The sequence below is a fragment of the Sinomonas atrocyanea genome (assembly GCF_030812675.1).
Classification (GTDB): domain Bacteria; phylum Actinomycetota; class Actinomycetes; order Actinomycetales; family Micrococcaceae; genus Sinomonas; species Sinomonas atrocyanea_B.
Genome location: NZ_JAUSTE010000013.1, coordinates 79,618 through 92,458, shown reverse-complemented (window position 1 = coordinate 92,458; position 12,841 = coordinate 79,618). Strand labels below are relative to the sequence as shown.

Annotated in this window: 15 protein-coding genes; 7 read left to right on the top strand and 8 right to left on the bottom strand. The window is 70.2% G+C overall.

Annotated elements, in window-relative coordinates:
* Positions 1–466: 466 nt before the first annotated feature.
* The 8 genes from J2W20_RS16425 to J2W20_RS16390 all read right to left on the bottom strand — a co-directional run bounded on the left by J2W20_RS16425 (position 467) and on the right by J2W20_RS16390 (position 7,119).
* Positions 467–763 (bottom strand): hypothetical protein, encoded by a 297-nt coding sequence (locus J2W20_RS16425; RefSeq protein ID WP_307007922.1) that lies wholly within the window; start codon positions 761–763, stop codon positions 467–469.
* A 54-nt stretch (positions 764–817) separates the two neighbouring features.
* Positions 818–1,210: a nuclear transport factor 2 family protein gene (locus J2W20_RS16420; protein ID WP_307007921.1), complete on the bottom strand. Its 393-nt coding sequence runs from the start codon at positions 1,208–1,210 to the stop codon at positions 818–820.
* Positions 1,211–1,434: 224 nt separating this feature from the next.
* The gene (locus J2W20_RS16415) at positions 1,435–2,010 is read right to left on the bottom strand and encodes a DUF5655 domain-containing protein (protein ID WP_307007920.1); all 576 of its coding nucleotides are present in this window, start codon (positions 2,008–2,010) and stop codon (positions 1,435–1,437) included.
* Between the two features lie 70 nt (positions 2,011–2,080).
* Positions 2,081–2,443 (bottom strand): hypothetical protein, encoded by a 363-nt coding sequence (locus J2W20_RS16410; protein WP_307007918.1) that lies wholly within the window; start codon positions 2,441–2,443, stop codon positions 2,081–2,083.
* 172 nt (positions 2,444–2,615) lie between these two features.
* Positions 2,616–2,912 carry a YciI family protein gene (locus tag J2W20_RS16405; protein ID WP_307007917.1) on the bottom strand — a complete coding sequence of 99 codons (297 nt, stop codon included), beginning with the start codon at positions 2,910–2,912 and terminating at the stop codon, positions 2,616–2,618.
* Positions 2,913–2,971: 59 nt separating this feature from the next.
* Positions 2,972–3,334, bottom strand: a complete 363-nt coding sequence (locus J2W20_RS16400; RefSeq protein WP_373458036.1) for a TfoX/Sxy family protein — start codon at positions 3,332–3,334, stop codon at positions 2,972–2,974.
* A gap of 576 nt (positions 3,335–3,910) precedes the next feature.
* A complete protein-coding gene (locus tag J2W20_RS16395) occupies positions 3,911–6,487 on the bottom strand; it encodes a PEP/pyruvate-binding domain-containing protein (RefSeq protein WP_307007915.1) in 2,577 nt (858 codons plus the stop codon).
* Between the two features lie 392 nt (positions 6,488–6,879).
* Positions 6,880–7,119, bottom strand: a complete 240-nt coding sequence (locus J2W20_RS16390; protein ID WP_307007914.1) for a GYD domain-containing protein — start codon at positions 7,117–7,119, stop codon at positions 6,880–6,882.
* 205 nt (positions 7,120–7,324) lie between these two features.
* Between J2W20_RS16390 and J2W20_RS16385 the strand changes: the two genes are divergently transcribed.
* The 7 genes from J2W20_RS16385 (at position 7,325) to J2W20_RS16355 (ending at position 12,697) form a co-directional block, all read left to right on the top strand.
* Positions 7,325–7,588 (top strand): hypothetical protein, encoded by a 264-nt coding sequence (locus J2W20_RS16385; RefSeq protein ID WP_307007913.1) that lies wholly within the window; start codon positions 7,325–7,327, stop codon positions 7,586–7,588.
* A 67-nt stretch (positions 7,589–7,655) separates the two neighbouring features.
* The gene (locus J2W20_RS16380) at positions 7,656–8,315 is read left to right on the top strand and encodes a DUF3841 domain-containing protein (protein WP_307007912.1); all 660 of its coding nucleotides are present in this window, start codon (positions 7,656–7,658) and stop codon (positions 8,313–8,315) included.
* 199 nt (positions 8,316–8,514) lie between these two features.
* Positions 8,515–9,189, top strand: coding sequence for a winged helix-turn-helix domain-containing protein (locus J2W20_RS16375; protein ID WP_307007967.1), 675 nt, complete (start codon positions 8,515–8,517; stop codon positions 9,187–9,189).
* Positions 9,190–9,756: 567 nt separating this feature from the next.
* Positions 9,757–10,416 carry a response regulator gene (locus J2W20_RS16370; protein WP_307007911.1) on the top strand — a complete coding sequence of 220 codons (660 nt, stop codon included), beginning with the start codon at positions 9,757–9,759 and terminating at the stop codon, positions 10,414–10,416.
* 707 nt (positions 10,417–11,123) lie between these two features.
* Positions 11,124–11,513 carry an ATP-binding protein gene (locus tag J2W20_RS16365; protein ID WP_307007909.1) on the top strand — a complete coding sequence of 130 codons (390 nt, stop codon included), beginning with the start codon at positions 11,124–11,126 and terminating at the stop codon, positions 11,511–11,513.
* A gap of 94 nt (positions 11,514–11,607) precedes the next feature.
* Complete coding sequence (locus J2W20_RS16360) at positions 11,608–12,153, top strand: helix-turn-helix domain-containing protein (protein WP_307007908.1); 546 nt, start codon at positions 11,608–11,610, stop codon at positions 12,151–12,153.
* Positions 12,143–12,697, top strand: a complete 555-nt coding sequence (locus J2W20_RS16355; protein WP_307007907.1) for a DUF6036 family nucleotidyltransferase — start codon at positions 12,143–12,145, stop codon at positions 12,695–12,697. The genes J2W20_RS16360 and J2W20_RS16355 overlap by 11 nt, the downstream gene beginning before the upstream one ends.
* The last annotated feature ends 144 nt before the right edge of the window (positions 12,698–12,841 follow it).

Genomic DNA, 12,841 nt, shown 5'->3' with positions numbered 1-12,841 from the left:
TCGTTAGCGATGGCGAAGCGGAGATCCACGGTTATGCCCTGTCCTTGCGCGGCGGCCGCGTGAATGTGGTGTGGGAGGTCGCCTCGGGGCAGCTGCGGCAGCGCTCGTTCCCAGCAGGGAAGGTCTTCTTGCCAAGCGCGGTACGGCCCTGGGCCGGGGTGCCCATCGCTGTCGGACGCCTCCCCGGCCGGCCACAGCAGGCCGACCCTGGTCGCGCCGGGAACGGGGCATGACCTCCGCGCTCCCGACGCGTTCGCCTCACTGCATCCTCCGCGCGCACGGGTGCCCTGTGCGGGCCGGCGCGCACGCGGCCTCGGCAGAAGTCTGACCGCCCGCCGAGGCCAAGGCTTGGGCGCCTCGGCCGTGAGCCTTCAGGGCAGCGCGCACCCGTGGAGACGATGGCGCGGCGGCGGATTACGCGCTCCTGAGCCTGCGGAAGTGTCAGCCCAGGCGGCGTGCCGGAGTGTCAGGGCATGATCTTGTAGAGGTCGATGACGGTCTCCTCGGGGGGTGAGGTGAATCCGCCCTCGATGCCGGCCTGCATGCGGGGCATGAGGATGCTGTCGCGGAACTGCTCCCAGCTCTCCTTCGACTGGTGGACGGCCATGATCGTCCATCCTCCCGCTGAAGGTCCTGCCGCGTGGAAGACCTGGCCGTCGGGGAGGAGGCCTGGGCCTGGGTGGACGGCGGCTATCGAGGCCTCGTATTGCTCCTTGGTGCCTCCTGGGAAGAAGTGCACGACTCCGTAGGGGGTGGCTTCCATGTCTGCTCCTTGGGTGGGTCCGGGTGTGTGCTGTGGTTCTGCTCGGCTGGAGGGTCAGCTCCAGAAGTCGTCGGCTGTGGCTGTGTCCTCGAAGAATTCACGGCCTTCGACGACCTTTCCGTCGCGGATGACGAACACGATGGCCGTGGCCGCGTCGAGGGTCTTGCCGTTGTTCTCGGCGCGGCTCTGCTGGATCCCGACCGTGTGGCCTTCCCCGCCGACGATGTCCTGGACCGCTGCTTGGAAGGTACCGTGGGAACGGGCGCCCAGCTCGCCGAAGTAGGCCAAGATCGCGTCGCGTCCCTGCTTGGCCCCGGACAGTACGCCCCTGCCGGCGGCGTACCAGACCGCGTCCTCCGCGAACAAGTCGCTGAGGGCTGCTAGATCCCCTGCATTGAAGGCCTCGTACCCCCGCCGGACCACTTCAGCGTTCTCTGCAGCGCCCATGTCGGATACCTCACCGTCATCCTTGTCGGTCGATGGACGGCTCAAGGCTATTCCCAGCCCGGGGTGACCGTCTCGGGCCGGAAGGCCCAAGACGCGCAGGTGTTTCGGGCCCCGAGCTTTCGTCAGGGCCGGGCAGGGGGACCGCGAGGAGAGCGGGCGCGGCGTGAGCCGGGTGGATGCTGCCGGTGGGGCCACGGTCATAGCCCTGGGCTTCGTACCGCGTTTCAGCTGTTCTGCCGGAGGGCGGAGGTGAGGAGGGCGAAGAATCCGCCGTCGGCGTCCTCAGGGGAGCGCAGGCGGATGCGCCACGCGAAAGGGTCCCCGCTGCGGACCTTGGTTGGCTCGAGCCGGTCGGGGACGGGGCCGTCCCAGCGGAGCGCCACGTCGACGGCGGTCTTGGTCGCGGCACTGACTTGGGCGAACTTCCGCCGCGGCGAGAGGAGCGAGACATATCCTTTTCGGAGCTGGACCGTGACGCCGTGGGTCTCGCCGGCCCAGGCCAGGACTGCGTCGGCTACGGGTCTGAGGTGTCCGCGGTCGGCGTACTGGCCGTCGAGGAGCTCGTCGGCGGTGCTCAGCATGAAGTCCGGGTAGCCGAAGACCTCCCAGGAGACTGCGTACTGGGCGTAGCCGGTCACGCCGTGCTCTGCGCGCAGCCAAGCGTTGAGGGCCTGGTTGTCCGTGAAGCCCTGTTCGCGCGCGTGTTCCGTCCACCATTGGATGTCGCGTCCGGTCGCCCGCAGCAGGAGGGACTGGTTCCACTCGACCATGCCCTTCCACGTGCGCCGTTCATCACCCATGGCACGACGATAGCCCGGCCCACGGCCGGGATCCAGGAGCGCCAGCCTCGAGGGCGCGGCCACGGCGGCCTCAGCGGGAGGCGGGCCTGAACCTCAGGGCGGACCAGGTGTCGTCGAGCGAGACCTGCCGTACTGGGTCGGCCCCGTGGGCGGTCATCTCGCGGGCCAGGATGTCCCGGTTGAGGTCGGTTCCGAGCTTCTTCGCCTTCGGGTACGCGATCCACGCCAGGCGGTCCTCGCGGGCCGCGCTGACCACGGGCGCGCCCTGCGAGGCGAGCTCGTCGCTGTTCCGGGCGTAGAGCAGGACGGCGTCGGCGGCGCCGGGACCGTCCGTGGCGTCGAAGGGGCCCTGCACGGCGGGCGCGTCGGTGGGGGCGTTGAGGATCGCGACGGTCGTGCCGCGCCTGATCTGAAGCTTCTCCCAGAGGTTCACGAGGCCATTGAACCACCCACGGCCAGGAGACCTCGGCCGCCGGGCACGTCCTTTCGGTCGGCTGGGGCTCGTGGGTCAGGCTGTGGGGGCTCCCTCGGTCGGCGGTGCCACGGCCTTGAGGTCCCCTTGCCAGCGGGTCAGGAGCCGTTCGGCGCGCCCGGGTATCGGAGTGTCACATGCCGGGCATGGTGAGGAACTCGAGGACTTCGATGGTGCCCATGCTCCTGTGGGGGTGCCCTTCGAGGATGCGGTCGAGCTCTTCGCGGGAGTCTGCCTGGAGGACCGAATAGCCGCCGATGGTCCTGTCCTCGCCTGAGACCGGGGATCCGCCGTCGACCACGGCGGGGCCGGCCTTGGCGAACCAGTCGTTCCAGGCCTGCATGCCGGCCTGGGCCTGTTCGGGGCTGGTGTTGGCCATCTGCTCCTGGGCGCTGACATCGGAGCGGTAGAGGACGAGGTACTTGCTCATGTGCTTCTCCTTGGCTGGGGGACGTGCTGTCGATCACGAGGCAGTGCTGAGGTGCGCGGTCAGGGGACCTTCGGCTTGGCGGGCGCCTTCTTCTGAGGTTTCGGGGGCAGGGCCGAGACATGGGCTGCAGCGCGTGCCGTCCACAGTCCGGCGTCCGCTCCTGCGGGCAGGCTGACGTATCCGCCCATCGGACGTTCTGCGGGGCCGAAAGGGCCCCCGCCCGCCTTGGCGAGCTCTGCCGCGTCGGTCGGGTCCAGTTTGACCCCGATCGCGGAGCCGAACAGGCCGGCGAACATGTTCCCGTTCACGAACGCGCCCAGCTGGCCGAACATCGGTTTGACCTCGACGGCCGGCATCTCTGTCGCGATGGATGCGATCAGGGCGCGGAATCCGGCCTTCTCCGCGTCGGTGGCCTTGGGCATCTGCACCTTCAGGCCTCCCCGGCAACGAGGGCGGCAAGGAGTCCGGCAGCGGGGGGCCCTGGTCGGCCCGTGGCCGTGCCGGGAGACCGGGGGCTGCGCAACATGGGCAACACGCTACCCAAAGGCGACGGTCCCACGCCAGAGGGGTCCCGGTGCCGGCCTACCCCGGCGGGAGGGTGGCTTGCCGGCGTCTTCGGAGGCATCAGTCCACCGCACTGCGTTGACTGAGGCTTCGTGCCCCCATAGCGTCAGAATTGTCCAGCTTAGGCTCCGTTTCTTGGGGGGAGCTGGACTGCGCGGTGCCCTGCCTCTTCGGATGGGCCTTGTCATCCGAACTGCCCGGCACCGCGCGCCCGCCATCGGCAGGCACCTCCTCGGGAATGTTCCGCGTGCCCGGGGCGGGAGGTGGCCTCGCCTCCTCGCACGGCAGGCGAACGGCCGCTGACCGTCCGTGCACCCGGCTGGCCGCAGTTCGAGTGCCCGTCGCGGTCACACAGAAAGCGCCCAGACCCTCTGGGCCGGACGGGTCGGCGCGGGCTGTCCTCACACGGGGCCGGCTGCAGGTCGCTGCCGGGGCTAGGGCGTCGGCTGTGTCGGCTCGTGGAGGGAGACTGTGCCGAGGGATCCGTCCACGGTGATGACCGTTCCGGTGGTGATCCTTTCGGTGGCGCCGGGAACGCCGACTGCTGCGGGGATGCCGTACTCGCGGGCGACGACGGCTCCGTGGGACATGGCTCCGCCCATCTCCATGACCAGACCGGCGGCGGTGAGGAAGAGCGGGGTCCAGCCCGGGTTGGTGGAGGGGGCCACGAGGATCTCGCCGGGTTCGAGGCGGGCGCCCTCGGGGGAGAGGATCACGCGCGCGGGGCCGGTGGCCGTCCCGGGTGAGGCCGGTGTGCCGGTCAGGTCCTTGCCGGCGGGGACGCCCGTGGCGGCTTCGGCGTCGGTCCCGTCGGAGAGCAGGACTCGCGGGATGTGCTTCCGCTTCCGCTCGTGTTCGAAGGCCGCGCGCCTCTGGGCGACCAGGGCGCGCAGGTCCTGCCCGGCGAGGGCGCGTCTGGCCTCGGGGAGCGTGAGGAAGTACACGTCGGAGGGGTCGTCGATCCGGCGGTCTTCGGCGAGCTGCGATCCCACGGGCCTCAGGAGTTCTCGGGCGGGGGTGGCGAGGAGGCGGATGAGGTCGGACTTGGGTGCTTCCCGGGAGCCGATGAGCAGCCGGACGCGGCGCAGCGCGAAGCGGAGGGCGGCGCGCCGCGGCCCGTGCACCCTCCCTAGGAGCTCCTGGACCATGGCGTCCGCGTCCCGGGCGGCTTTGGCGAACTGGGCCTCGGGGTCGGGCAGTCCGTCGCCGAGGCGTGCATAGTTGGCCAGGGCGCCCAGGAGGTGGGTGGGGTCCTCGGACCAGCGCGGCGTGCCGATGTCTATCTCGCCGATGCAGCGGAAGCCGTAGCGCGAGAGGAATTGGGCGAGCTGTGACTGGAGCGTGGGCGGGAGCGAGCCGGTGCGGTAGGCGCCGGCGAGCTCGGCGGGGGTGCGCTCGATCAGCGCCCTCCTCGACGGCGGTGCGTGGCGGGCTGCTGCACCGACCTGCCAGAGGGCCAGATCCATCTCGGTCGTCGGGTTGCCCGGGGCGCCCCGGGTCACGGTCCTGAGCTCGTCGGGGCTCGCGCGTCCGCGCAGGAGGCGGCCGGCCAGCCCCAGCGAGAGCATCGCGGGGGCGAAGACGCCGATGAGTCGGGGGAACATGCGGGGCGGTGCTTCCAGCAGGAGCCGCTCCACGGCGTCGAGGCGGCGGCTCGCGTCGTCGTCGGCCACCGCCAGAGGACGCACGATCGTCTCGACCTGGCGGGCGAGCCGGCCGGGCGCCGACGCCGGGGCAAGGAAGGTGCGCAGGGCGATGAGGGGCACTCCCAGTCGCAGCAGGGGCCCTGCGATCCGGCGGAGGGAGGCCAGATGCGGGCCGGTGCGGATGGCGAAACGCGGGTCGTCTGCCAGCCGGGAGAGCACGGCGGCACTGCGGGATTCGGCGACGCCGGCCACGAGGTGGAGCAGCCGGTGTCCGATCGGGTCCCGCAGCGCGCCGGTGACATCGATGTGCAGGCGCATGGCCGCTTCGACCAGCATCCGCGGCCCGTCGGCGGCATCGCCGGCTGGCCGGGAGGGCCAGGCGATGGCACGGGAGACGCCGGAGCCGAGCAGCCGGAAGAACTGCACCCCCATCGGGGTGATGGGCTCGAAGTAGCCCTGGATCACGTTCGCCGAGAGGTAGACGCGCAGGTCGTCCGCCGGGTCGGGAGCCCCTGCCGGCAGCGGGTACAGGGTGGTGACGGCCCTCGACTGCACGAGCCAGGGCCGGCGCCCGGCGTCGAGCGCGAACTCGATGTCCTGCGGGGCGCCGAAGAGCCGCTCGACCCGGTCGCCGAGGAGGGCAAGCTCCTCGAGCTCGCCGTCGGTGAGGACGGCGGCGCTCCCCGCGGGACGGCGCTGGAGGACCGAGCCCTCAGCCGTGTGCACGACGTAGTGGTCCGGGGTGGCCTCGCCCGAGACCAGGGCCTCGCCCAGGCCGGGGACGGCGTCGACCGCGGCGCGCCGCCGGGTCCCGGTGACGGGATCTGCGGTGAACAGCACCCCGGCCGCGGCGGCGTCCACCATGTTCTGGACGATGACCGCCATGGCAACACGGCGCCCCTCGATCCCATGGGCCTGCCGGTAGGCCACCGCCCGGTCCGTCCAGAGGGAGGCCCAGCATCGGCGGACGGCGTCGAGGACCGCGTCATCGCCCGCGGTGCCGAGGTACGTGTCGTGCTGCCCGGCGAAGCTCGCCTCCGGCAGGTCTTCGGCGGTGGCGGACGAGCGGACGGCCACGGGCCCGGACCCCAGCGCGTGGTAGGCAGCCAGGAGCACCTCAGCAACGGCCGGTGGAACGACAGCGGCCCGGAGAGCCGCAGCGGCGGCCGGCGAGTCGTCCAGATCCGGGTGCACTTCTCCGGCTGCCGTCCTGTAGGCCGCGGTGGTGAGCACGAAGCCCGCTGGCACGGGAAACCCGCCGCGGACCAGTGCGCCGAGTTTTGCCGCCTTCCCTCCAACCAAGCCCACATCCCGCGAGGCAGGATCCCGCAGGCCGATGACCAGAGGGCCCGGGTCGTTCTGCATGCCCCCAGCGTCCCACCGGGCAGCGTGCCCCGGAAGGCCCCGCAGGCCGGACCGGAACAGGCGGGCGGGGCCCTCCGTGCCGGCCGCCCGACGACGCCCGGGCACAGCCAGCCGGAGAGATGCGGGCACGAATGCCCTTCCGCCGACCGCGGAACCGTCAGTATCGTCCTGCGCACCGGGCTGTGGACCGCCAGCGCCTCTCGAGAGGACGCGCCGTGCCCACCGTGATCGCTCGGGCCCCAGAAGTCCCATACCCGCCGCGATCGGGCGGTGGTCATCGGCGGTCGGGGGTGAGCAGCTGTCTATGCGCCAGGCGGCGTGTATGCCGCTTGGCTGGTCTTCGCCCGGTCCAGGATGCTTCGGATTTGGTCGGCGGGGATCAACTCGTGCGTCTACAGGCGCGAGAACGCACCAGAGCTGGTTACGGCGAGACTGACTGCCGCGGCGGCAGAGGAGTCGGGGAGGTCAGCGATGACCAGTCCGTCGTGCTCGCCGAACATCCAGTAGTAGCTCTCCAGCCGTCCGCCGACGGCCTCGCAGAGCTTGCCGACCACGGCTGCCCGGTCGCTCGGCCGCTGCATCGCCGCCGCCACGGTCTCCGGCTTGAAATCGAAGAAGACAAGGAACTTCATGACACGCCTCCTAGGTCATCGCCAGACACTATGGAGCACGGCGAGCATCAAGCGCCAGAGGCTGCCGACTCCCATTCCCGTTCCGGGCCCGGGTGCACGCTGGCGCGAGATCCGGGCCCGAATACCCTTCTCCAGTGTGCGGAGCCCCAATACTGTCCTGTGCAGCGGGCCGGCGCGCCGCTGGCCCCTGTCGAGAGGACGCGCCATGCCCACCGTGATCGGTCACCACGATGTGAAGGACAAGGACCATTGGCTTGCCTCGCCCAAGCGCGAGGAGCTCTTCGGACCGCTGGGCATCACCAACATCCGCACGTTCGTCAACCCGCAGAACCCGACGCAGGTGGCGGTGCTGATGGACGTGCCCGACATGCATGCCCTCGAGGCCGCGATGCAGTCCAAGGCCGCCGCTGAGGCCATGGAGTACGACGGCGTCCTGCCCGAAACCCTGGTGATCCTCGTCGAGGCGTAGCTTCCTGCCGCCCGAGGGGAGGTGCGGCGGCCGCTCCGACGTCGGACGGGTCGCAGATGATGTACCAGTGCCCTTCCCGATCCGCACCGCTCCCCGCGCCGAGGCCGTCCCGCCCGGCCGGGTCGGCTACGACATCACCGCCCCGGTCCTTCTGCTGCACACCGTCCAGACGGCCGAGGCCATCGAGGAGCTCGTCTCGACGGGCCGCCTCGTGCCCGACCCGGCCCTCGCCTACGGCGAGTACACCAGGGCGTACGCGTGGATGACCCGCCAGATGGGCCGGCGCCTGCCCACCACGGGTGCCGGTGCAGCGTGGCTGTGGGCGAAGATCCCCCGCGCTGGCCTCATCGACCACTGCCACGGCTACGACGGGCAGGTGCTGCTGACCTGCCGGGTCCCGCGCGAGCGGGTGCTGCTCTCGCACTACGGCGACTGGCACTCGGTCCTCAACGCCTCGCTGTGCTACCGGGACCTCCCCGGCGAGGACGTCGCGGCGGCCGATGCCAGGATCGACGCGCTGCAGGACGACTTCTACGCCCGCGTGGACGCCGCCGGCCTCGACCCCTACGACCTCGACCCGTGGCCGGACGAGCTGCGGGCCGAGCTCGAGGCGACTTGGGAGATCATCTTCGACCCGTCCTGGTACGGCCGGGCGGCCCACTGGCAGGCCACCGTGCACGAGCTGCGCGCCGAGGACGTCGTGGAGGCGGTCCGCTTCACGGACTGAGGCAGCCACGCCGGCTTCCTCCCGGACCCAGCAGGACCGGAACCTCCCCGGCAAGCTCGGGATTGACAGGAAGCGCACAGCTTCGGCCCACTCACCCCACAGGACGTCCGTGGACCCTTGACCGGTGACTCTCGTCCAAGCTCCCGACCCTCCGGCTCCCTCCGGCCCGTCTGAATCGCTCTGTGGACGGGTGCTGGTGATGCTCAGCGGTCCCGAACAGTCCCGTGCCCTCGCCCGTGAGCTCTCCGTCGCCGGGTGGGAGACAGTGGATACGCTGAACGGCGCAGTGGGGGAGCCTCGGCCCGATGTGCTGTTGACTGACTCCGCCAGGACAGGGTGGAGGCGACTGCTGCCGGGCGTTCCGGCGCTGTTCCTGGTCTCGCGGGAGGCGGGGGCGAGCTTCGTGGGCGGAGCGGCGACGCCGTCGGACGATTACCTGCATGGTCCTTTCACCGCGGAGGACGTGGCCGTGCGCCTGAGCTGGCTGATGCGCCGGGGGTTCGCCAGCAGTGCTCGAAGCGCTGGCCCCATTGCCCCGGCTCCCCGCCCGGACGGCGGCACCTGCCCCGAAGAACTCATTGTTGGCGACCTGGCGCTCGTGCCGGGCTCCCTGCTGGCCCGCCGAGGCAGCCACCGCATCGCACTGTCCAAGAGGCAGGCGGCACTGCTGGCCCTGTTGATGGCCAGTGCGGGGTCGGTGGTCGGCAAGGCCGAGATCCTCCGGCAGGTGTGGGGAGAGGACCTGACCTCTGTCAACTGGAACAAGGTCGAACTCTGTGCCTCGTCGCTGCGCCGGCGCCTCGATGCCGCCGGGCCTCCGATGGTCCGCACGGTGCGCGGCGCCGGCTACATGATCGAACGGGTAGGCGGTTGAGCAGAGGATGCGAAGCCCGGCTGCGCTGATACGACGGCCCAACAGTGACAGCCCGCGCTGCGCGGCCCGGGGAAAGCACCTTCTCTCGTCATCCCGGGCCGGCGACAAAAGGTGCCGCGGGCCGAAGTCCTCTGGGACAGGGAGACGACCCGCCCTACCGTGGAATCAGCCGGCCTGCCGCCTGATGGGATGGGAAGCCGGCACGCGGCACCCCGTCTCGGCACCCCCCAGCCGGGCGGGGTGACCGCTTACAGATCCTGGCCGTCCCGTGGGACAGGAACGGCCGGCGATCTCCGCCATTGCTTTGGTCAGAGCCATTCGAGTCCGGGGGTCGTAGGCTGACCCGATCTCAGGGGTCGCCTCCACCACCGCCGCGAAACTATTTCGGCGCACTCAAAGCTGGGTTTCCTCCCCGGGGCACTCCTATGCTGCGCACTAGATCAAGAAGCGGTCCGCGGGAAGGCACGGGCCTGGCGTCCCTCGCAGCGGGCCGCCACTCACGCTTCTGCCCTCCCTCTGCCGGCCAGCAGGCACGCGCCCCTGGCGAAGACCGTGGAGGCTGGTCGCATGCAGGATGCAGAAGACGGACGGCCCTTGGATGTTTTCATCCTCGACGACCACGAGCTGGTCAGGATCGGGCTGAAGGACCTGCTCGAGGGCGACGGGATGCGGGTCGTCGGAGAGAGCGCATCGGCCCGGGAGGCAGTCAGGAGGATCCCGGCCCTGCACCCGGACGTGGCGATCCTGGACGGACGACTCGGGGACGGGACGGGAATCGAGGTGTGCCGGGACGTGCGCTCTGTCGACCCCAGCATCGCGTGCCTGATCCTGACCGCGCACGAGGACAAGGACGCCCTCCGCAGCGCGGTCCTGGCCGGCGCCGCAGGCTACGTGCTCAAGCAGGTCGGCGCCAGGGACCTCGCCAAATCCGTGCGCAGGGCGGCAGCAGGGGAGACCCTCTTCACCGAGGAAGAGCGGCACCAGGCCGAGGGCGGGGCCGGCGATCTCGTGGATCCACGCATGGAGGGGCTGACCCCACAGGAGAAGCGCATCCTCCAGCACTTGGCGCAGGGGATGACCAACCGGGAGATCGGCGAAGCGATGCACCTGACCGAGAAGACCGTGAAGAACTACGTCTCCAATATTCTGGGCAAGCTCGGACTCGGCACGCGCACCCAGGCAGCCGTCTACATGGCCCAGGCCGACAGCGGACACTCGACCGGCTGAAGCCCCCGGGCGGGCTTCAGCTAGTAGAGGGGCACCCGGCCGCCGAGGATGCTCATTCCTTCACATCGGAGCGAAGCTCGTCGTAATCGGCTGCCACTTGGCGCGCTGTTCCTTCCAAAGAGATGAGCGACGCAACAGTACGCCCGCGCGATGCACACGGCGTCGCTGAGTGTCGAAGCTCACCGCACGGCGCAGGGCCGAGGCCAGGACTGTCGCCCCGCAGGCGGGGTGATGGCCGCGCGGTGGGCAATGGTGCCGTCCGAGAATGGAGGATGGGGCGCTCCTGTTCGTGACGCGGCCAGCAGCAGCCGATAGGAACCTCAGCCTCAGTGACTCCATGCATTCCAGTGGTCCGCCAGCGGGCCCGCCGCCGGGGCCTCAGGTCAAAGTGCACGTCGCACATGGACAGAGCCGTCTGTCTGCATCTAGCTTCGGGGGATGACCGACTCGATGAAAGTTGGGGGTTCGAGGGGTCTGGCCGGATACACGGGCAACGGCCTTGGGGGATTCGTCCCAGGGGTCGCCGTGGGGACGACCGGGCACACGCATACGCCCCACGCGGTGCACAACGGAAGCCTTCTCATCCTGCGGGCGCGCAGGCGCGCCGGCACACGCCGGGATGGGAGGAACCGTGCCCGACCCGACGGGCGCTGCGCACAGCCTCAGTGGAGGTTCTGGTGATCGCCGGCCGGCGGGCACAGGAGTGCGTGGAAGGGCCCGCCAGACCGGAGCTCATCGACGCCGTGCACGAGCGGCTGGACAGCCTGCGGGCGGCGGTCCCCGGGATCGGCGTAATGGACGCAATGGCGTTCGAGCTCGCAGTCATCGAGGTGGTGACCAATTCCATCGAGCACGCCCGGGCCGCCGACGCCACGGTGCCCGTATACCTGTCCGTCGAGCTGGAATCGGCCGACGGTGAGCTCCGCGCACGGATCTTCGAGCACGGCACCGAGGCAGCCCCGGTCCCCGGCGAGTCGCCCGGGATGCCGGACCTGCACGCGGAATCGGGACGCGGGCTCGCCCTCCTCGAGCGGCTCCTGAGCTCGGTGGCCTTCGAGCGGATCCCCGACGGCAGCGTCTGGACCCTGGTCCTGTAGGCGGCACAGGCGGACGGCCCCTCCTGGCGGGAGCCCGCCACGCGGTTCGGCCGCCCGTGGTGCACCACCGGCTGTAGGGGGCTACCATGCACACATGTCCACTGAGCTGATCGAGTCCCTCCTGGCCGAGGAGGAGCGCTACGCCGAAGAATCGGAGCGCGCCCGCAGCGCAATGCTCTTCGCCGCCGAGCGGCGCCACGAGGCGATCTTCGGCCTGCACGCCGAAGGCCTCTCGATCCGGGACATCGCCAAGAAGCTCGGATGCAGCCCCTCGGTCGTTCAGGACTCGATCGAGAAGGCCAAGCGCCGCAGGCCGGCCATGGGGCGCAGGGAGCAACGCGTCTCCTGGGAGATCCACCGAGCCATCGCCGATCGGATCCGGCAGGACCCCCGTCCCGTCCTGGAAGTGGCTCTGAAGAACCTGGACCGCATGAAGGCAAAGCGGCGCGACGAGTACGCGCGCGGCTGGGTCGAAGAGTGGGAGTCCCTCGTCCGAGGCGATGTGAGTGCCCTCATCGAGCGGATGCTCGGCACCGATGAGCGCGCGATCGACCTACGGCAGATGACGCCGTTTGCGGGAGCTGTCAGCCAGGCCGACCGCCTTGTCGCCATTCACAAGGCGGTCGCCCTTGCGGCGTGACCAGCTCGAGCACGCGATCCGCGCCGCAACCGAGATCATCCAGCAGGACGCTGTCATCGTCATCGGCAGCCAGGCCATCCTGGGCACCTACGACGAAGACAGCTTGCCGGATGCAGCCACGTTGTCGGACGAGGTGGACATCTGCCCTCTTGAGGACGACGACGCCGAATCGCTCGCGACCACGCTCGACGCGCTAATCGGGGAGGCGTCACAGTTCCACCAGACCCACGGCTTCTACATCCAAGGGGTGGGCCGCCAGACCGCAGTCCTGCCAGCCGGCTGGTACGACAGGCTCGTGCGCGTCAAGAACGACAACACCCGGGGCCGAACTGGCCTCTGCCTTGAGCCTCACGACCTCTGCGCGGCGAAGCTCATCGCGAACCGCGAGAAGGACCACCGTTTCGTCCGAGCGCTCCTCGACGAGCGCCTGGTGCAGGAGGAAACACTCAGGAAGCGGTTGGAGATGATCGAGGGCCACGATGAGATGGTCGGCCTCGCCTCGAGGTGGCTCGCAGGCGCCACGCGGCCGGCGAAGCAGGCCTGACCTTCGACTAGCAGTGCTCGTCAACGCCCCTTCTGGCCGTCTCACGGGGTATACCTCGATGCGGATTTGTCTGAAATTGCCTGAGCAGTCGTTCGAGGGTGTGGAAGTGTCTCACCAGGTCGGTCTCACTCAGCCGGTCTCGCG

Bases quoted from the DNA above. Each gene is read 5' to 3' on its own strand.
- J2W20_RS16425 (WP_307007922.1), bottom strand. From the start codon at position 763: ATGGAAGCCACCCCCTACGGAGTCGTGCACTTCTTCCCAGGAGGCACC.
- J2W20_RS16420 (WP_307007921.1), bottom strand. From the start codon at position 1,210: ATGGGCGCTGCAGAGAACGCTGAAGTGGTCCGGCGGGGGTACGAGGCC.
- J2W20_RS16415 (WP_307007920.1), bottom strand. From the start codon at position 2,010: ATGGGTGATGAACGGCGCACGTGGAAGGGCATGGTCGAGTGGAACCAG.
- J2W20_RS16405 (WP_307007917.1), bottom strand. From the start codon at position 2,912: ATGAGCAAGTACCTCGTCCTCTACCGCTCCGATGTCAGCGCCCAGGAG.
- J2W20_RS16400 (WP_373458036.1), bottom strand. From the start codon at position 3,334: ATGCCCAAGGCCACCGACGCGGAGAAGGCCGGATTCCGCGCCCTGATC.
- J2W20_RS16395 (WP_307007915.1), bottom strand. From the start codon at position 6,487: ATGCAGAACGACCCGGGCCCTCTGGTCATCGGCCTGCGGGATCCTGCC.
- J2W20_RS16390 (WP_307007914.1), bottom strand. From the start codon at position 7,119: ATGAAGTTCCTTGTCTTCTTCGATTTCAAGCCGGAGACCGTGGCGGCG.
- J2W20_RS16385 (WP_307007913.1), top strand. From the start codon at position 7,325: ATGCCCACCGTGATCGGTCACCACGATGTGAAGGACAAGGACCATTGG.
- J2W20_RS16375 (WP_307007967.1), top strand. From the start codon at position 8,515: ATGCTCAGCGGTCCCGAACAGTCCCGTGCCCTCGCCCGTGAGCTCTCC.
- J2W20_RS16370 (WP_307007911.1), top strand. From the start codon at position 9,757: ATGCAGGATGCAGAAGACGGACGGCCCTTGGATGTTTTCATCCTCGAC.
- J2W20_RS16360 (WP_307007908.1), top strand. From the start codon at position 11,608: ATGTCCACTGAGCTGATCGAGTCCCTCCTGGCCGAGGAGGAGCGCTAC.